The 18,027-nt window shown below is 47.1% G+C and carries 19 protein-coding genes and 1 pseudogene; 17 read left to right on the forward strand and 3 right to left on the reverse strand.

The window, feature by feature from the left end:
- Window positions 1-36: 36 nt before the first annotated feature.
- The 3 genes from gatB (at window position 37) to SPB21_RS13230 (ending at window position 3,034) form a co-directional block, all read left to right on the forward strand.
- Window positions 37-1,527 (forward strand): Asp-tRNA(Asn)/Glu-tRNA(Gln) amidotransferase subunit GatB, encoded by a 1,491-nt coding sequence (gatB, locus tag SPB21_RS13220; protein WP_499866798.1) that lies wholly within the window; start codon window positions 37-39, stop codon window positions 1,525-1,527.
- Window positions 1,528-2,166: 639 nt separating this feature from the next.
- Complete coding sequence (locus SPB21_RS13225) at window positions 2,167-2,508, forward strand: hypothetical protein (RefSeq protein WP_499866799.1); 342 nt, start codon at window positions 2,167-2,169, stop codon at window positions 2,506-2,508.
- A 319-nt stretch (window positions 2,509-2,827) separates the two neighbouring features.
- The gene (locus SPB21_RS13230; protein WP_163659700.1) at window positions 2,828-3,034 is read left to right on the forward strand and encodes a hypothetical protein; all 207 of its coding nucleotides are present in this window, start codon (window positions 2,828-2,830) and stop codon (window positions 3,032-3,034) included.
- On the opposite strand, the gene SPB21_RS13235 is transcribed toward SPB21_RS13230, so the two are convergent.
- From SPB21_RS13235 to SPB21_RS13245, 3 genes are all read right to left on the reverse strand, one after another.
- Window positions 2,992-3,612: a response regulator gene (locus SPB21_RS13235; protein ID WP_499866801.1), complete on the reverse strand. Its 621-nt coding sequence runs from the start codon at window positions 3,610-3,612 to the stop codon at window positions 2,992-2,994. The genes SPB21_RS13230 and SPB21_RS13235 overlap by 43 nt on opposite strands.
- Before the next feature lie 293 nt (window positions 3,613-3,905).
- Entirely contained in the window at window positions 3,906-5,090 is a 1,185-nt protein-coding gene (locus tag SPB21_RS13240) for an LL-diaminopimelate aminotransferase (RefSeq protein ID WP_499062355.1), read from the reverse strand.
- Window positions 5,091-5,177: 87 nt separating this feature from the next.
- Window positions 5,178-5,954, reverse strand: coding sequence for a PspA/IM30 family protein (locus SPB21_RS13245; RefSeq protein WP_163661645.1), 777 nt, complete (start codon window positions 5,952-5,954; stop codon window positions 5,178-5,180).
- A gap of 504 nt (window positions 5,955-6,458) precedes the next feature.
- Between SPB21_RS13245 and SPB21_RS13250 the strand changes: the two genes are divergently transcribed.
- The 14 genes and pseudogenes from SPB21_RS13250 to SPB21_RS13315 all read left to right on the forward strand — a co-directional run bounded on the left by SPB21_RS13250 (window position 6,459) and on the right by SPB21_RS13315 (window position 18,026).
- The gene (locus tag SPB21_RS13250) at window positions 6,459-8,765 is read left to right on the forward strand and encodes a WD40/YVTN/BNR-like repeat-containing protein (RefSeq protein WP_499866802.1); all 2,307 of its coding nucleotides are present in this window, start codon (window positions 6,459-6,461) and stop codon (window positions 8,763-8,765) included.
- Window positions 8,766-8,807: 42 nt separating this feature from the next.
- Entirely contained in the window at window positions 8,808-9,116 is a 309-nt protein-coding gene (locus tag SPB21_RS13255; protein WP_499868765.1) for a type 1 glutamine amidotransferase family protein, read from the forward strand.
- The gene (locus SPB21_RS13260; protein ID WP_499866803.1) at window positions 9,023-9,433 is read left to right on the forward strand and encodes a DJ-1/PfpI family protein; all 411 of its coding nucleotides are present in this window, start codon (window positions 9,023-9,025) and stop codon (window positions 9,431-9,433) included. Before SPB21_RS13255 ends, SPB21_RS13260 begins: the two co-directional genes overlap by 94 nt.
- A 198-nt stretch (window positions 9,434-9,631) precedes the next feature.
- On the forward strand, window positions 9,632-10,642 hold the full coding sequence (locus SPB21_RS13265; protein WP_499866804.1) for a hypothetical protein: 1,011 nt from the start codon (window positions 9,632-9,634) through the stop codon (window positions 10,640-10,642).
- A 158-nt stretch (window positions 10,643-10,800) separates the two neighbouring features.
- Window positions 10,801-10,968 carry a PCP reductase family protein gene (locus tag SPB21_RS13270; protein ID WP_163659691.1) on the forward strand — a complete coding sequence of 56 codons (168 nt, stop codon included), beginning with the start codon at window positions 10,801-10,803 and terminating at the stop codon, window positions 10,966-10,968.
- Between the two features lie 66 nt (window positions 10,969-11,034).
- A complete protein-coding gene (locus tag SPB21_RS13275) occupies window positions 11,035-11,238 on the forward strand; it encodes a hypothetical protein (protein ID WP_163659689.1) in 204 nt (67 codons plus the stop codon).
- 130 nt (window positions 11,239-11,368) lie between these two features.
- Window positions 11,369-11,911 carry an opioid growth factor receptor-related protein gene (locus tag SPB21_RS13280; RefSeq protein ID WP_163659687.1) on the forward strand — a complete coding sequence of 181 codons (543 nt, stop codon included), beginning with the start codon at window positions 11,369-11,371 and terminating at the stop codon, window positions 11,909-11,911.
- Between the two features lie 148 nt (window positions 11,912-12,059).
- Window positions 12,060-12,158 (forward strand): annotated as a pseudogene (locus SPB21_RS13285) (toxin-antitoxin system toxin component, PIN family protein); the annotation flags it as partial.
- Window positions 12,159-12,182: 24 nt separating this feature from the next.
- Complete coding sequence (locus SPB21_RS13290) at window positions 12,183-12,725, forward strand: DUF4253 domain-containing protein (protein ID WP_250564776.1); 543 nt, start codon at window positions 12,183-12,185, stop codon at window positions 12,723-12,725.
- Window positions 12,726-13,419: 694 nt separating this feature from the next.
- On the forward strand, window positions 13,420-13,641 hold the full coding sequence (locus tag SPB21_RS13295; RefSeq protein WP_499866805.1) for a hypothetical protein: 222 nt from the start codon (window positions 13,420-13,422) through the stop codon (window positions 13,639-13,641).
- A gap of 327 nt (window positions 13,642-13,968) precedes the next feature.
- The gene (locus SPB21_RS13300) at window positions 13,969-15,900 is read left to right on the forward strand and encodes a phage tail sheath C-terminal domain-containing protein (RefSeq protein ID WP_499866806.1); all 1,932 of its coding nucleotides are present in this window, start codon (window positions 13,969-13,971) and stop codon (window positions 15,898-15,900) included.
- Window positions 15,901-15,915: 15 nt separating this feature from the next.
- Window positions 15,916-16,437, forward strand: a complete 522-nt coding sequence (locus tag SPB21_RS13305) for a phage tail protein (RefSeq protein ID WP_006514820.1) — start codon at window positions 15,916-15,918, stop codon at window positions 16,435-16,437.
- 6 nt (window positions 16,438-16,443) lie between these two features.
- Entirely contained in the window at window positions 16,444-17,178 is a 735-nt protein-coding gene (locus SPB21_RS13310; protein ID WP_499866807.1) for a T4 family baseplate hub assembly chaperone, read from the forward strand.
- The gene (locus SPB21_RS13315; RefSeq protein ID WP_163695916.1) at window positions 17,175-18,026 is read left to right on the forward strand and encodes a hypothetical protein; all 852 of its coding nucleotides are present in this window, start codon (window positions 17,175-17,177) and stop codon (window positions 18,024-18,026) included. The genes SPB21_RS13310 and SPB21_RS13315 overlap by 4 nt, the downstream gene beginning before the upstream one ends.
- Window position 18,027: the final 1 nt, after the last annotated feature.

The following is an 18,027-nucleotide window of genomic DNA, read 5'->3' on the forward strand; positions in this document are numbered from 1 at the left end:
ACAATAGGACACGTTCTATTTCACCCACTGTCCACTATGACCGCTGCGGCACCTGCAAAGACCGAGTACGAAGCCGTCATTGGCTTAGAGATCCACTGCCAACTCAGCACCAATACGAAAATTTTCACCCCCAGCTCAGCGGAGTTTGGGGCAGATCCCAACACCCACATTGACCCCATCACCGTGGGCATGCCTGGGGTATTACCGGTGCTCAATGAAAAGGTTTTGGAATATGCGGTCAAAACAGGCCTGGCTTTGAATTGCCAGATTGCACCCTATAGCAAGTTCGACCGTAAGCAATACTTCTATCCTGACTTGCCGAAGAACTACCAAATTTCCCAGTACGACCTGCCCATTGCTGAGCATGGTTGGATTGAGATAGAACTGGTGGATAAAAAAAGCGGCAATGTAGAACGCAAGAAAATCGGCATTACCCGTCTACACATGGAAGAAGACGCCGGTAAGTTGGTCCATGCCGGTAGCGATCGCCTTGCGGGTTCCACATATTCATTGGTGGACTACAACCGAGCAGGCGTTCCCCTCGTCGAAATCGTCTCTGAACCTGATTTGAGCACGGGCAAAGAAGCCGCTGAGTATGCCCAGGAAGTCCGCCGCATTGTTCGCTACCTGGGCGTTGGCGACGGCAACATGCAGGAAGGCTCGCTCCGTTGCGATGTCAATATTTCCATCCGCCCCAAAGGTCAAGAAGCCTTTGGGACCAAGGTGGAAATCAAAAACATGAACTCCTTCAGCGCCATTCAAAAGGCGATTGATTACGAAATTGAGCGTCAGACAGAAGCAGTTGAAAGTGGCGACGAAGAGATTGTTCAAGAAACCCGTCTGTGGGATGAAAGCACCCAGGTTACTAAGAGCATGCGCTCTAAGGAAGGTTCTAGCGACTACCGCTATTTCCCAGAGCCTGACTTGCCTCCCATTGAGGTGTCAAAAAAGCAGCTCGAAACTTGGAAAGCTGCGCTACCTGAGCTGCCCGCCGATAAACGTCATCGCTATGAAACTGATCTAGGCCTGTCTGCATATGACACCCGTGTGTTGACAGATGATAGTTCTATTGCCAACTACTTTGAGCGCACCATTGCCACTGGTGCTGATGCAAAAGTATCTGCCAACTGGGTCATGGGCGATATCGCTGGTTACCTCAATGCTGAGAAGCTATCCATTGGCGATATTGGGTTAACCCCTGAAGGGCTGGGTGAAATGGTAACTCTGATTAGCTCCGGCACCATTAGCAATAAAATCGGTAAAGATCTTCTGCCCACCTTACTCAAGGAAGGTGGTTCACCTAAGGCCATCGTCGAAGAAAAAGGCCTCGTCCAGATTTCTGACCCTGCTGCCATTGAAGCCATCATCGATGAAGTCATGGCAGATAACCCAGATGAATTAGCCAAGTATCGTGCTGGCAAGAAGAAGCTGCAAGGTTTCTTTGTGGGTCAGGTCATGAAGCGCTCCGGTGGAAGAGCAGATCCTAAATTGACCAATCAGTTACTCGGCAAAAAGCTAAATGGGTAGACTGGACGTGTTGTTGATGGGCGGTTATCCTGTTTCAGGACATTGAAAAGCGCCTATCGTAGGCTCTAGGCTCGCATTTAGGGTTTTAAGGATGGTCAAAAACGTCCACATGATGGTTTGAGCCACTGACTTTACACTGACTTCATACTTGTAAAGTTCTAGCAAGATTCGCAAAAAAACCGAATAGGGGGTTACACCCCACATCCCATCCGTGGCATACTATGTTAAGTAGATGCACCCTGATGGTTGGAGAGCTTGTAGCTCTCCTTTTTTTTGAGTATTTTTTGGCGGCAAAAGTTTTTTTAGATATAGGATTTTTGTCGCAGCGGCAGCCCCCTGCTGTACTCAAACCTCTCACCCTAAAGAATAGGTCTCGATCGCTACAGAGGTTAACAGAGAACTCTTTTAGGGTTATTCCTCGGGTAGAATTTAACTAATCCTTAAGGTTTCATTGTGTGAAGACTTCAGTTATGGGGTGCTCAACAATGACACCTATGTGTGAAATCTATCTATAACGAGCACGTTATGCTGCATTTTTCTAGCCCCAAAGGTATGCATTAGGCACGGGAATTTTCCTGTGCCTTTTTAGTATCTACGGCTAGGGCAGCTTTAAGCCTTTTGATATCTCTCAGAATCACCATGACTTATAACTTTGACATCGTCGGAGTCTCTCCAGTTTGGAATTTCTTTAAACATCAGCAGTATGTAGAGCAGTCGCCTAATCGCAGCTGTGCTTATTTGGGTAGCTACGAGTGCACCCTGGATGGCTTTATTGAGGCGACATCGCTGATCTATAAAAAGCCGGATTGGGATTGGGATAAGGTTGTCAGTGAAATGGTAACCTTTTGGTTAAATGCTGGGGATCATGTGAGCCAGTGGAAGAAAGAGTTGGCCCAGGCCGAAGAGACCAGTTTGCTTGTGGGTCGAATAGCGAATTTTCAGAGTTTACGTACCGAATTTGAAGGATTAATCAAAAATTGAACGCATCCCTCCGTAGGAGGAGGCTTGTCCCCCCTACGGAGGGATCAAACGCATGTATGTCAAGAGATGCATCGCCTTCAAAAGATCAAAGCTTACCCTAAATGTTTTACTTGCTTCGTTTCTCTTACAGCCCATAGAATTCAACAACGTGTGCAAATTGTCTTAACAATCTGAGATATTTGGCTTACGTTATATGTCCGTATAAAGCCACGACTTCACGTATCAAACATTACGTAAAAATTCAGGGTATTTTCGCAGTTTTTATCCAACTCAGCTCAGAATTAGCGGAGACTAGAGTCATGTCAACGAATTAAATGCCATGTCTCTAGATGAATTTGAGCAGTATTATCGCGAAATGATGGGCAATGCCCTTAATCAGCTTCAGCGAGTAACACTGCTTTCATCAAACCTGCAAGGAACCGTAGAAGAGATTAGTGTCTCTTTGCAACAACTCAGCCGCACAACAGAAGAATTTATTAGCGATCAGCGCCAAAAACCTGATGATGAGCCAGGTTCTGAGTCTTGACCCTTCCTCTCGTGCCTCCCCCGCTCTTGGGAGGCCCGCTCTTGGGAGGCTCTCTCCTGGGAGGCCCTCTCCTGGGAGGCCCTCTCCTGGGAGACATTCTCCTCAGGGGATCTCTCCTGGGAGACATTCTCCTGGGAGACATTCTCCTGGGAGGCATTCTCCTGGGAGAGCCTCTCGTAAGAAATAGGTTTGGGTGGCAGCTTTAACAAAGAGAGAATTTTGCTGTTGAGGGTGACTGGCAAAATAGGTTTAACCATATAGTCGGTTGCTCCAGCTGCTAATGCCCTGCGACGATCAGCTTGAAACGCATAGCCACTGACAACCAAAATAGGGATGGCGTGAAATTGGGCATGGTTTCGAATTGCCTGGATCAGCGTGACTCCATCTATGTGAGGTAGCTTGATATCTAGCAATACCAAATGGGGTAAAAACTCCTGCATAATCTCAATACAGTTGTTGCCATCAGCCAGTGGCAATACCCGGTAGCCACATTGCTCTAAAAAGTCTGCAAACAACACACGGTTACCATAATCATCTTCGATCAGTAATATACGGCGTTGCTCTTCTGGAAAATTCATAAGCAGTTGCAGCGCACTTGCAGGCTAATCAACATTGATTGGCAGATGTAACATTTACAAGACCCGGTTGAAACAAATCTCTTAATGGTTGAACTAGGACCTCATTTGACAGGACACAGTAATGATTTGCTGTGTTGCTATATACGTACGAATACTGGGCTCCATTTTTTCGTCGTATAAATCATACCCATACGTGTCATAAAAATACTTGGTACACCTAAGGATAATCACCTGTAATATCTGGGGTGTTTGAAGTGTATACGTTTAGGCTTGTTTCTTCATCAGTAAAGTTTCTATACACTGAATTTATTTTTTCTATTCATAAACTCAACGATGTGCTGAGCAGCCTGTTCTAAAATCTCAGGGGATTGCACGAGAGCAAAACGAACGTAGCCTTCGCCAGATTTTCCGAACCCTCTACCCGGGGCTAGTGCTACACCAGTGGCCTCTACCAGACGCACACAAAAGTCAATGGAGTCGTTAAATTCTTCAGGGAGCCTGGCCCAAAGGTACATAGTGGCGTCAGGGCTAGGCACTGCCCAACCGTAGTGATTGAGGGCGTTAACCATGGCATCACGCCGGTTTTTGAATGTATTAACGGTGGCACGCACACAGTCCTGTGGGCCGTTTAGGGCTGCGATCGCACCCCGCAAAATTCCTTGATACTGATTAAAATCCACCGTTGCTTTGACCTGACGCAGTGCCAAAATCAGCTCTGGGTTACCAATGGCATAGGCAATGCGAAACCCCCCCATGTTGTAAGCCTTGGAAAAGCTAAAAAACTCAATGGAGCAGGTCTTGTCTCGATCCGCTTGCAACACCGACGGCGCAGGTTTTCCATTGAAGCAATGGTCGGCGTAGGGAAAGTCATGGACCAGCACCAGGTCGTGTTTCTGGCAAAAGGCTACGGCCTCTGCAAAAAAATCAGGTGTTGCCGTAGCTGTCGTGGGATTGTGGGGATAGCTCAGCACCATTAGCCGTGCCTGGGCGATTACTGCTGCTGGGATGTCGCTGAACACGGGCAAAAAGTCTTTTTCTGCCAGTAACGGCATGGAATAAATTTGCCCGTTGGCCAGGTGAATACCCCCTGCATGGGAGGGATAGCAAGGGTCTGTCAGTAAGGCAAAATCCCCTGGATTCAAAATTGCCAAGGGTAAATGGGCCGTGCCTTCCTGGGAGCCAATGAGCGGTAGGACCTCTGTCTCTGGATCCACTGCAATACCAAACTTCTGGGTGTACCAGCGGGCGGCTGCCTGGCGAAAGGCTCGGGTACTTTCAAATAGGTTGTAACCATGGGTGATCGGGTCATGGACAGCTGTTGCGATCGCATCCAAAACATGGACTGGCGTCGGTAAATCCGAAGACCCCAGTGATAAATCTACGATTGTCTTACCTGCCGCCCGCGCCCTGCCCTTAGCTCGATCCATATCGGCAAAGACGTTGGTTTGAAGAGGGGCGAGGCGATTGGCAAATTGCATGGGAAAAGGGAGTGGGCAATAGTTTTATCTTAAACCCATTGCCTAATGGCTTGAGGGTGGGCAATGCCCACCCTACAGATGGTCCAATTATAAATTGTCCAATTCTTGCTTCAATGCCTCTAACTCGGCATCAACAGCTTTATTAACCGGAGCATCTACTGGCTGCTGGGCGTCAGCGGGGGGCAGAGCTTCCTGATTAACGGAACCACCCGACAGCTGGGCTTTCATGGCCGCCAGTTCTGAATCGACATCGCTGCCTGCTTCTAAGCTCGCAAACTGACCTTCGAGGTCGGCACCGGCTAGCTCGGCAGCGGCCTGGCCACGGGCTTCCATCTCAAGGATTTTTTCTTCCATGCGCTCAAAGGCACCGACGGAGCTGTTGGTGCTGAGATTGCCCACGGTTTGCTGTAGCTTTTCGTTGGCCTTAGCCGCACTGGCACGGGCCTTGAGCATGTTTTTCTTGGTCTTATACTCAGAAATTTTGCTTTCTAGACCAATCAGATTACGCTTCAGGGTATCCACTGAAGCCGTCTGCTGGTCGAGCTGGGTCTTTAGGGCTGCCGCTGTCTCGGCATGGCTCTTTTTACGGACGAGGGCTTCACGGGCCAGGTTTTCATCACCCTTTTGCAAGGCTAGCTGGGCGCGCTGAGTCCAAACGTTAGCTTCTGACTGAGCTTTTTCCTGCTGCTGCTCCACCCGCTTTTTGCTTGCGATCGCACCTGCCACAGCCTGGCGCATTTGTACCAGATCCTCCTGCATATCCATGATGCTTTGCTCAAGAATCTTTTCAGGATCTTCGGCCTTACTTACGGCATCGTTGACATTTGCGCGGATAAGTCGGCTAACGCGATCAAATAACCCCATTGGTCTTCCTTGTCCTTGATAAGTTTGTGTTTGGGTTTGAGTGCATAGGGCGTTGATCAGACGGACCATATTACAGCACCTAATGGCACCTAGCGCTTTAGTTTTAGCACACGTTGCCGCACCACAGAGGTGTGGATAAGCGCCTATGCATATCTTCTAGGATCTCTAAAGAAATGATATTTTCCTCAGATTTATTAAAAAATTTTAGACCTGACGGGTGTGGGCTATAGGATGACTTAGTTTTTGGGTATTAATGTAACTAAGTACATATGAAATATTCTTGATGAATGCCCCCACATATTGGGCCTGCATCTTTAATAGGTACTTATAAGCGCTTAATCGCAAAGCAATTAAGCGTATTGGAATCAGGTAAACCCAGCTTTAGCAGCGCTTGGCAACGGGTCTTGTAGCATCCACTACCTGAAGAAATTTAGCTAGTAACATTTGTCTTTTAAGATGCATTTCCTTAAACGCCACCTTCCGGTTGGTTTATCAGACATAAGGATGGCTATAGCTAACCTATTCAGGCCGTGGCTAAGCTTGGTGATTCTGAGTCTTTTGCTAACCATTATTGGATCTTTTCAACCGGTCCAGGCCCATCGGCCCCATGATGTGGTCACCCAAGTCAAGCTTTCGCCCAGTTATAGCACCGATCAGACGGTCTACACAGTAGTGCGGGGCAATTTACTAAAGTCCGTTGATAAAGGCGAACACTGGCGACGGATTGTCCAGGGACTAGATACCCTCACGCCGCTTTCAACACTGACCATTGATCAAGTTGAGGGCAAAATGTTAGCCCTCGGTACCCATGGTGATGGCATTTTCATCTCCAATGACGAAGGTGAAAGTTGGCGTCGTTCTAGCGATGGCTTAGGGGCCCAGGACATTGGCTTGGTGCATAGCCTATCTAGCCAACCTCAGGTGATGATGGCTGCTGGGACAGAAGGGGGACTATTTCGAAGTTTAGACAGTGGTCAAAGCTGGTCCTCGGTTGTGGATGCCAACCAGCTATTTCGAGCGCTGACTGATGCAGATGGCGTTCTATGGGCTGGGGATGAGACGGGGCAACTGTTCCGTTCAGATGATACTGGTCAAAGTTGGCAATCATTGCTCACGGTGGCAGACGACCCGATTACAACCCTTGCGTCTAATGGCACGGTTGTGTACGTGGGAACTGCTTCTAAAGGGGTGTTTCGACTAAATCCTGGGACCTTAGAAATCCTTGAGGTCAATAAGGGGTTAGAGGATTTACGGATTCAGGATGTGAAAACCCTGCCGGGTAATTCTAGGGGAGTCATGATTTCTAGTTGGGATCAGGGCATCTCTATCTCTTTGGATAGTGGTGAGACCTGGACTGATTATCCCCATGGTCTAAAGAAAGATCGGCAAGCTGATGAGTTTGAGACCCATCACTTTAGTGAGATTGCTATATCGGACAATTTTGTTGACGACAAAACCGTATTTTTAGGTGGCTTTAACGGTCTCTATCGTTCTTTTCAAAGCGGTCAACGGTGGCGAGAGATCAACACATTAGATCCGGGTGTGGTGGTCGCGATGGATATATCACCGAACTATGGTGAAGATGGTACCCTGGCCTTGACCACCTATGTGGGCAAAATCATGACCAGTAATGACCAGGGTAAAACCTGGCAGCTGACCATGAATGGGGCTGAAGTGCCTCGGTTAAACCGTAGTTTTAAGGAGACTTATCAGGATCCACGACGTTTTTTTGATATCGCCTTTTCTCCTGATTACGCCACTGATAAAACAGTATTTACGGCAGGTCTATGGACAAAGTTTTTACGCTCAACCAATGGAGCGAAATCCTGGTCTATCCACGCCCTAGGGAAAGAAGCTCGCGGACTAACATTGCTTTTGTCCCCTGAGTTTGGCTCTGATAAAACCATGTATGTTGGCAACCAGGCGGGACTACTCTTTCGTTCTACCAACGGGGGTAAAACGCTCAAAGAAGTTGCAAAACTGCCTTGGAAACGAGGAAATGATAGTCCTTCCATGGTGATTTCCTCTGGGTTTGCCGAAGATCGCACCTTGTATGTGGTTGCAGAGACCGGTGTTTACAAGTCCACAGACGCTGGTGAAACCTGGCAGTCCACTACGGAAGCTAGCCCCATCGCCACAGCTGGCAATTTACACATTGAGATTTCGCCTGATTATCCCCAAGACCAAACCCTATTTGTCAGTAGCTACGATGGATTGTTTAGAACTACAGATGCAGGCGATAGCTGGCAGTCAGTTGCGATCGCAGATATTGCCCCCGACCGAGCCTTTTTAGAAGGCGTGGCGATCTCACCTAACTATGCCGCAGATGGCACCGTTATGGTGAGTTTACGCGGCAAAGGACTGTACAAAAGTGTGGATAAAGGAGAGTCCTTTGCCCCCATTGGCGATGCCAGCCTGGCATTTTCTCGGATGTACAATGTGCCCTGTGCTGGACGTCCCATCGAGTTTTCGCCTAACTATGCCCAAGACAACACCATCTTTGGCTTTGGGACAGCGAATACTGACATTTATCGCTCCCTCGATGGGGGTAGCACCTGGGAGATTTTAGCAACCCCCGATGTGGAGGCCCCCACTGAGATTAGCACCCTTAAGACGGTCGCGATCGCAATAGAACTCTATCGAGGTAGAATCCTTAAGGTCTTGCTAGCCGTGATTGTAGCGATTGTGGCCTATTTTGCCGTCCGACTGTTGCGCCTCGACAAAATAATTAAGCTGAATCAACGGTTACTACAATTGGGTACAGCAATGGTGAGCTTTGTAGTCGCTCTAGTCGTGTTACTAAAAATTTAGCCATCACCATGGTGCCAACGACGACGATAAATAGGAGAATCAGTGAAACAGCGTAATGTGGCAATTCTCGTTTTTGACGATGTAGAAGTTCTGGATTTCTGTGGTCCCTTTGAAGTCTTTTCGGTGACTGGCAAGCGAGATGGCTCGGACCCGTTTAACGTCTACACCGTGGCGGAGCATACGCCTATTGCCGCTAGAAATTCTCTCAGTGTTAATCCCACCTATACCCTCGATACACATGTCCTCAACCAGATATTTTGGTTGTACCCGGCGGAGGGGGGAGACATGTTGATGGCACCCCCTTTGGCACTCGTAAGGAGATGCATAATGAGACGCTTTTGGCCTGGATAAATCAGTGTTATCCTCAATCTGAGCATATATTGTCAGTATGCACAGGGGCACTTGTTCTAGCTAAAGCAAGTTTAGTGGAGAATATGGCTGCGACGACTCACCATGGAGCCTTAGACGAACTGCAGCAGATTGCGCCGACTGCGGAGGTAAAGGCAAATGCCCGAGTGGTGGATAGTGGCAAGCTCATCTTTTCCGGTGGTATCTCAGCAGGAATTGATGCGGCCTTTTATCTAGTAGCCAAGCTTCTAGGTAAGGATGTTGCCTTAGAAACGGCCACCTACATGGAATACGACTGGTCAGGAGAATCCTACGGCTAAGCTAGCATCCCAGGCCATTGAGCATGCGGCGAGAACTAATAATCCTGTATTTTTCAACACACCATAGTTTGAGCTGGATCCTTTAAAAAACTTGTTAAAAATACGTTGGGTCCTCAAGGTCAAAACGTTCAATCTGATTCGTCATTTCAAGGAGCGGAGAAACGTAAACTGACGCATCCAAGCCCTATAGAAACCTGCATGACTCGCCTTAAATACCATGGAGAAATTGCTGACGAACTTCAATGCTGGAGTAACGAAGGACTGTTGCATTTACTCAACGACGCACAAATACAAGTCAGAGGACATGGCACCCTATCATTTTTAAATGATCGTACCCCTGTGTTTGTCAAACTTGTGCCGTTAGCAACCCTTGAAATGTCGGGTCAAAATTATCAATCGACTGATAACTATTTTCAACTGCCAACCTATTATCAGTATCGTATTGGCAGCTGCGGTTTTGGCGCATGGCGCGAAATCGAAACACACCTCGTCGCAAACACCTGGGTGAAATCAGGCCAATGTGCTCAATTTCCATTGCTACACCACTGGCGTGTTTTGCCCATTGTCTGCACTAGCTATGATGACAGAATAGATCGGCAGCGCTGGGGAAACTGCGAAGCGATCCATCAACGGGTCTCTTCGATGCTTAAAGCAACTCATTCTGTAGTCATATTTTTGGAACATTACCCATTAACGCTCAGCCAATGGTTGCGTCATCAGTTATTACATTGCACAGATCCGATTTCAATGATCACCAGCCTTGAGACTCAATTAACTGACATACTGTCATTTATAAATTCTCAAGGCGTTATTCATATGGATGCTCACTTCAATAACATCCTCACCGATGGTAACCAACTTTTGCTAGCAGACTATGGCCTTGCCCTGTCAAACCAGTTTCAACTTGACGCCGATGAATGCCAGTTCTTCGATGAGCATCAAAACTTTGATATCTGTACCGTGATTACTAGCCTGGTCCATGCAATTGTCAGTTGCTATGATTCTAGAGACAATTGGCGACAAGCACTACAGCAATTGGCTAATGAGCACCATGGTTCGAATGCAGCTATTTCGGTTGACCTTCGCGCCTACCTTAGCAAGAGAATGGCTTTGGTCATGGAAATGGGAGCTTTCTATCGGCAACTCCTGGCAGATTTGACTACTCCATATCCCGCTGCTGATCTTCAGGCAATTCTCGATAACCTGTAGTGTTGTAGAGCAAAACGACTCCAGGTGAAATTCATCTGCGGCTAAGTTCAGCAATGACCTAGTTTACGAAAATTCTGATTCTTTCCTATTCAATGCTTTTCCGATGCAAAAGCTGAATTTATAGCTGTAAAGTAAAAAAGCACTGTATGCGATCGCCCATGAGTAACTCCATTGAATGGACCCCAGAAGCTAAAGCACGTTTGAAAGAAATTCCCTTTTTCGTGCGCCCTGCTGCCCGCAAAAAGATTGAGAAGCTAGCTCAGGAGTCAGGCGCTACCCAAATTACCATTGAAGTCTACGAGCAAGCCAAAAAGAAGTTCGGGTAATGCGATATTCAGAAATCTATATACGTTCCCTGGCCAATGTTGTTCTAAGCAATCTTAAAATTAAATATGCCTACCGTTGGAATTATTGGTGGAATTGCCCCTGCCTCGACAATTGAGTACTACCAATTCATTGTTTCTGGCTATCTTAAGCGAGAAAAGAGTGGCAACTATCCTCAAATTATGATCAAAGGAACAATCAAAGCTCTTCGAGTCACACTGGTCAAACCAGTAGCTTACCTCAGATATTCAGTTACAGCTGTGAGTGCCTGAATAGCCCTTGAAACGGACGCTTAGGTTAAGGCATAGCAAACTTTTCGGGATAGTTAGTCTCACGCCACTGTAGATGGGCGTTAGGCCTCTTCCCTCATCAAATATTTGAAAATTGCAGAGGTATTTTTTGATGTACTCCGAACAAAATCTCACAGCAATGATCGTGCCATTCTATCTGGGCAAAAAATCAGACCTTGAGGGGCGCAAAATACAACAAATGTGGGCATGGGATTTTGAGAAACTAGAGTGTGCCCACGATTACATTCAATGGTTATTTCCCATTGCCGAGAAAAGTCACTTTAATTCCCATGCTCCAGTTGTAGATGAGAACATTATTCAAGCATTTAGGGAAAATCCTCATCTACAGAAAAACTTGCTCCAGTCATTCTCTGTGATGCTATATTTCTATGGGCTAGCGATCTCTAGAGATGAGCAAAGCAAGGTAGTTGTGGAGAAATCGAAAAACTACCCGGATCGTAAGCAAGAATGGGTAAATATGTTCAACCACAACTATCTTCGTATTACTCGAATACTCAAGTGCTTAATAGCGTTCGGCTTAATCCAGGAAGCTCAAGCATTTTATGAATGCCTACAGAAAATTTATCAAGAAGACAGCGACCAGATTGGTGGTGAGACATTTCAATACTGGACAGATGCGGTTAACTCTGCATAATGTGCTGGGCTGTATTGATTGTTGGGTCGCTACATCGTTCCCTTTAAAGACATTAGCCATCTTAGCCTGCCCATTAAGAACAACTTTAGGAGTTATTTTCATGACTGTATAAATGCCATGATACTAAATACGGTGCTATAGTAGTGCCATGGGTGCTGATTCATCTTTTCGGGTTGTGATTGATCCAAACGTTGTATTTGAGGGCTTAACCAAACAGGGCGGTGCTGCTGGTTTGGTCATAGATGCACCGATTCAGTCGAGGGCACTTGAAATGGAAGATATCAAGTCGATTTTGAGCGAACAGCTTGATAAGTCAGTGAGAGACTATTCAACAAGAGATTTTGGAAGAGATAAGTATTTTGATGCAGTATCGGTAATAGTTTCCGAAGAATTAGCTCGCTCACAACTGGAAAAAATAAGGAAAGTACTACCCGCAGGAGCGCTTGCTTTTATTGGGACAACAAGAAATCTATCTAACGAAGAAGTTAATGGGCATGAGTTGGTAGTAATCCTTTCGAAGGACAAATTCGACATCTTGAGAGCGGCTGCTTCTGATGGAATTAACTACGATCTAACAACGGAAAAGATTATAGAGAAGTTGAAGGCCTGGGACCGTGATTTGGAACTGGATATCTGGCAGGCAGAAAGTGACACGATTCAAATGAAAGTTCAGAGTCTTCCAGGGGATCTCCAAGCGTTCGGTGAGGAGATATATGAATTCTGTCCAGACATTGTTGATCAAGGATCTGGAGATGTGGAAGATATTCTCGAATATTTGAAAAGCGAGAAGGCCATTTATCTTTGGTGGGACTGAAGATATAGAAATGCCTACGCCTAACAAATGGATGCAGCCGAACCGGGAGAGATTTCGGCATGAAACCTTATATTCATCAGCGATCGTCTGCTCTTAGACGTTATAAGCCTAACCATGAGCAAATTATTGAGTCTCGTAATCGTAACAGTATTTCTCGGTTGCCTTGGCTGTAGTCATCATCAAGCGACAATATCTGATACCGCTGATCTACAGAGTCCATCCACGAATAAAGAAAGATCACTCTCTCTATTTTCAATCAACTCGTCTGATGGGAACATACTCATCACGACAAATAACATCGCGTCGTACGACTGGGAATCCCACACAATCACGTTAAAGTCAGGCGTGAAGGAACGGCTTTTAACAAAGTTAACCCCAGATCTTGTCAGTGGACATCCATTCCAACTTACAGCCAAAGGTCAGCCCATTTACTACGGCAACTTCATAACATCCCTATCATCGATTACTTTAAACACCCCAGTCATTGATCTCCAATCATTCGATAGAATCCCCCTTCGTGAAGATCAAATTCGAATAGAACTCGGATATCCAACAGAAGATTTTTTTCAAGGCCATGACCCACGAAATGCGGATGCCATTTACGAATCGCTAAAAGAAGCAAACATACTCAAGGACTAAGCTGCGGCTGATAACCAAGCGAATGAACCGGACTGCATGACGTCCTCGTTACCACATGGGCAGCATACAGAAACGTCATCAAACTTGGCTGGGCTACACAGAAACACAAGGCAGCCCAGCACTACAGAAAACAATCACCCAAACTTATCAAACCATTGGCATTGAAGAGATCCTAGTCCACGCAGGGGTAAAAGAGGCAATTTTCATAAAAGAAATGAATGTTGCCCTTCAAGCTAGCGATCACACCTTCATTATTAATGCAAAAATTATTTGCTAACAAAAATATTACGAGTCATTTAAAACTGATGCGATAAATTGCAAGTTCCTACAATTCAGTAGAGATGTGTGTCGCTATTTCTTAATGAGAGGTACTTCTTAAGATCAAAAGGTGCATCAGCTTTTGAATAGGTTAACTATGGGGATTTTTGTCAGCTAAACTTGTTAACTAGAGTAAATATCCCATAGATTTACCTTCGTTACGCCTAAAAGAAAACTACTGTAAGTTATCTTGTCGTAGATTTTTCATATTAGAGAGAAGTGTAATTGATACATTTATCACGGTTACCACAATAATGCTGTAATTGAAATTCAAGGATTCCTTCCCATGCCAATTACGCCAACCTATCCAGGTGTTTATGTTGAGGAGCTTCCCAGTGGCATTCGCACAATTACAGGTGTCGCCACATCTATCCTGGCCGTTGTCGGCTACTTCACCAGAGGCCCTGTTGATAGCCCGGTTCAACTCTTTAATATAGGAGATTTTAATCGAGCGTTTGGCGGCTTAAACTCTAATAGCGAAGCTAGCTACGCTATCCAGCAGTTTTTTCTGAATGGCGGGACAGAAGCATGGGCTGTGCGGGTGACGACGGATGCAGCCAGTGCGTCAACGGCAGTCATTAATGCTCTCACTGTTGAAGCCATTAGCCACGGTACATGGGGAGATAATGTTCGGTTTCGAGTTGAACCAGTGGGCACGGCAGCCGATGAGTTTAACTTGATCGTTTCAGAATATCCGGCTGATGGCGGTCTGGTGCCCTTGCGGCAAGAGGTTTTCCAAAATCTTTCCATGACTGTAGCTCAAAACAATTTTGTAGATGCCGTAGTCAATGATGCCAATACGGGCTCACAGCTGATACAGGTAACTGCGTCCGGAGCATCGTTACCTGAGATCAATGGCACACTTTCTGCTGCCCATGCTGATGATCCAACCATTCCAGCATCACCAGCGGTCACGGTCACCATTGCCCGCCCTGATGGTAATGGCGGCACAACCTTGCCAGCTACTCCAGCAGCAGTTTCTCTCAATCTTGAAACCGGTAGTCGCTCACTGTTAGAAGTTGCCCCTGCCTTAGAAGCTGCAATTCGGGCTACAGACCCGACTGAGCCAGCCTTTGCTGGCGCAACTGTAACAGCAGTGGGAGATCGCTTATTGGTCCTAGCCGGACCAGGCAACCCCCGCGATGTAATTGGTTTCACGGCTGGTGCCACGTCAGACGCTTTACTGTTGACAAGTACACCCAATGCCAGCGCCAATATCCAAGAATATATTCTGGGGGGGGGGGCCATTGCTGGCAGTGGACAGACTGCTGGAGCTGCTGGCGATAATGGAGCCTTACCCGGTAGCACTGAGCTAATTGGTGATCCAACGGCAAAAACAGGGATTCATGCCCTGGAAGATGTGGATCTGTTTAATTTGCTTTGCATCCCACGCAGTGCCATCGTTGACGGTACTGGCTCATTAACAGCAGAGCAGGCCGGGGCGGTGATGACGATGGCCGAAAGCTATTGTCGGAGACGGCGAGCCCTGTTTCTGATAGATACACCCAACAACCTGAGTACTCCCCAGGCAATTAAAGCCTGGCTAGGGGCTAACAACAACCTCAGGTCCGATCACGTTGCTCTCTATTTCCCTCAGGTCAAAATGCCTGATCCATTGAATAATTTTAAGCTGCGCACAGTGGGTGCCAGCGGCACAATCGCTGGGCTTTATGCCCGTATTGACAGTGAGCGTGGTGTGTGGAAAGCCCCAGCAGGAACTGATGCTACCCTCAGCAATGTGTTTGGGTTGGATGCCTCGTTGACGGATGCGGAAAATGGCACCCTGAATCCCCTGGCTATCAACTGTCTACGCACATTTCCGATCTATGGAACAATCTGCTGGGGGGCACGTACTTTAGAGGGGGCCGATGCCATTGGTTCAGAGTATAAGTATGTGCCGGTGCGACGGCTAGCGTTGTTTATTGAAGAGACCCTCTTTAGAAGTCTCAAGTGGGTTGTTTTTGAACCCAATGATGAGCCGCTATGGGCACAAATTCGCCTCAATGTTGGCGCATTTATGAATAATTTATTCCGTCAGGGGGCCTTCCAGGGTCAAACGCCGCGCCAGGCCTATCTGGTGAAATGTGACAAGGAAACAACCACCCAAAACGACATTAATCAAGGCATTGTCAATATTTTGGTGGGCTTTGCACCGCTCAAGCCTGCTGAATTTGTCTTTATTAAACTGCAACAGCTGGCGGGCCAAATTCAAACCTAATAGGAGGAGTTTACAATGGCGCAGTTTAGTGTCAATGCTCAACGCTTTGACCCCTATAAGAATTTTAAGTTTCGCGTCAAATGGGATGGGCGATATGTAGCAGGTGTGAGTAAGGTGGGTGCCCTGAAACGCACTACCGAAGTGGTAGAACATCGTGAGGGTGGCGACCCGAGTACCGTGCGGAGGTCTCCTGGCCAGAGTAAGTTTGAGGCGATTACACTGGAGCGCGGTGTGACCCACGATCTTGAGTTTGAGCGGTGGTGTAATAAGGTGTGGAACTATGGTTCTGGTCTGGGGGCAGAGGTATCGCTAGCGGATTTTCGCAAGGATATTATCATCGAACTTATGAACGAGGCGGGACAGGTGGCTATTGCTTACAAGGTTTACCGCTGTTGGCCTTCAGAGTGTCAAGCATTGCCAGAATTGGATGCCAATGCCAATGCCATTGCCTTTGAAATGGTGACCTTACAAAATGAAGGATTTGAGCGTGATCTTGACGTGGTCGAACCGTCTGAGCCTAGTTTTGTCGAACCATAGGTGACCATGAAAGGGCTAACAGCGGCTAATTTGCTTACGGTATGGGAACAAGGGATATCCCAAAGTACAGCTCAGCGTGGGTTGCTGTTGTTGATGGCGGCCTGTCCAGATCAGTCTCCTGAACAACTGGCTCAGTTAAGTATTGGTCAGCGGGATAACCATTTACTCACCTTAAGAGAACAAACCTTAGGTTCACAACTGGTTAGTGTTGTAAATTGTCCCAGCTGTCACAATAATTTAGAGCTCAACTTTGCCGTGTCTGATATTCGGCAACCGCCAATATTAGAGCCATCCTCAGGGTTACTGCTAGCAACAGAAGACTATGAAATCGAGTTCAGACTCCCCAATAGTCTTGATCTGCATGCGGTTGAACAGATGTCTGATGTATCTCAGGCAGCGCAGCAGATTTTAGAACGCTGTATTCTCTCTGCGCACTATCAGGGCCAGTCGGTTTTGCCAGATCACATTCCACCCCGTATCAATCAAGCCTTACTGGAGAAAATGGAACAGGTGGATCAGCCGTCCGATATACAACTTGCCGTCAGTTGTCCTGACTGTGGGCATCAATGGCAGGCCCCGTTCGACATTTTGAGTTTTTTCTGGCAAGAGTTAACAGCCTGGGCACAGCGGGTTTTACGAGATGTTCATCAGTTAGCATCTGCCTACGGTTGGCGAGAAGCCGACATTTTAGCCATGAGTCCTCAACGTCGACAGTTTTATTTGGAGATGATCCATCAATGAGTCACTACCTCCAAACCATCGTCGCTAAAAACATGGGTCATCTATCCGTAGTGCGGCCTCGCTTGGCGTCGCCGTTTGAGCCACCTGCGGATACAGTGTCACTGATGCCTCAGTTCCCCATGGAGGCTGAAGCTGAGACGTCTGAGAGTGGGCCAACCATAACCCGCGAGCCTAACTTGAGGCAGCCCCAGTCAAATACGGTTAGTTTGGTGGCCCCATTCCGTTCTACGCCCTCATCTCAATTATCTCAACCATCAGTTCTACTACCCACGGCTCCGACGATATCTGATGCTTCTGTATCACCCTCTGATTTAAAACCCAGAACTCTATCAGAACCATTACCGTCCCAATCGTCTGTTCCTACTCCAAACGTATCTAGAACAGAAGGCCCTTCTTCAGCACCCGTCGTTGAGCCCCTTACCAAAACGAGTCTCCCTCGGCCCATAGCTGCAAGCATACCGGTAACTCAACATTCCCCACCACCGCTAGTCTCTTCTCAAGCGTTAGCTTCTTCTCAAGGAGCTACACAAATCAGTCAGCAGCCTGTAGTTGAGCCTATTCAACCCTTGTTAGTTGGCCTTAGTCAGTCCCAAAACGTCGCTGATGACTCTTCTGCACAACCGTTAGGTGCTCCTGAATTCTTTTCCACCCCTCGCTCTTTCTCTAGAGCATCTTCTCCGCCGTCATCTGAGACTAGTGGCCCAACTATTCAGGTCACCATTGGGCGCATTGATGTGCGAGCTGTTATCCCAAAATCGGCTCCGCCTAAATCATCTAAGTCTCGCCCTGCGAAGCCGTCCCTACAGGATTATTTAAAGGCTCGAAATAGCTCGCGCCATGGAGTTTAAG

This window comes from Leptothoe sp. ISB3NOV94-8A, from assembly GCF_043421595.1.
In the GTDB taxonomy this organism is placed as follows: domain Bacteria; phylum Cyanobacteriota; class Cyanobacteriia; order Phormidesmidales; family Phormidesmidaceae; genus Leptothoe; species Leptothoe turfae.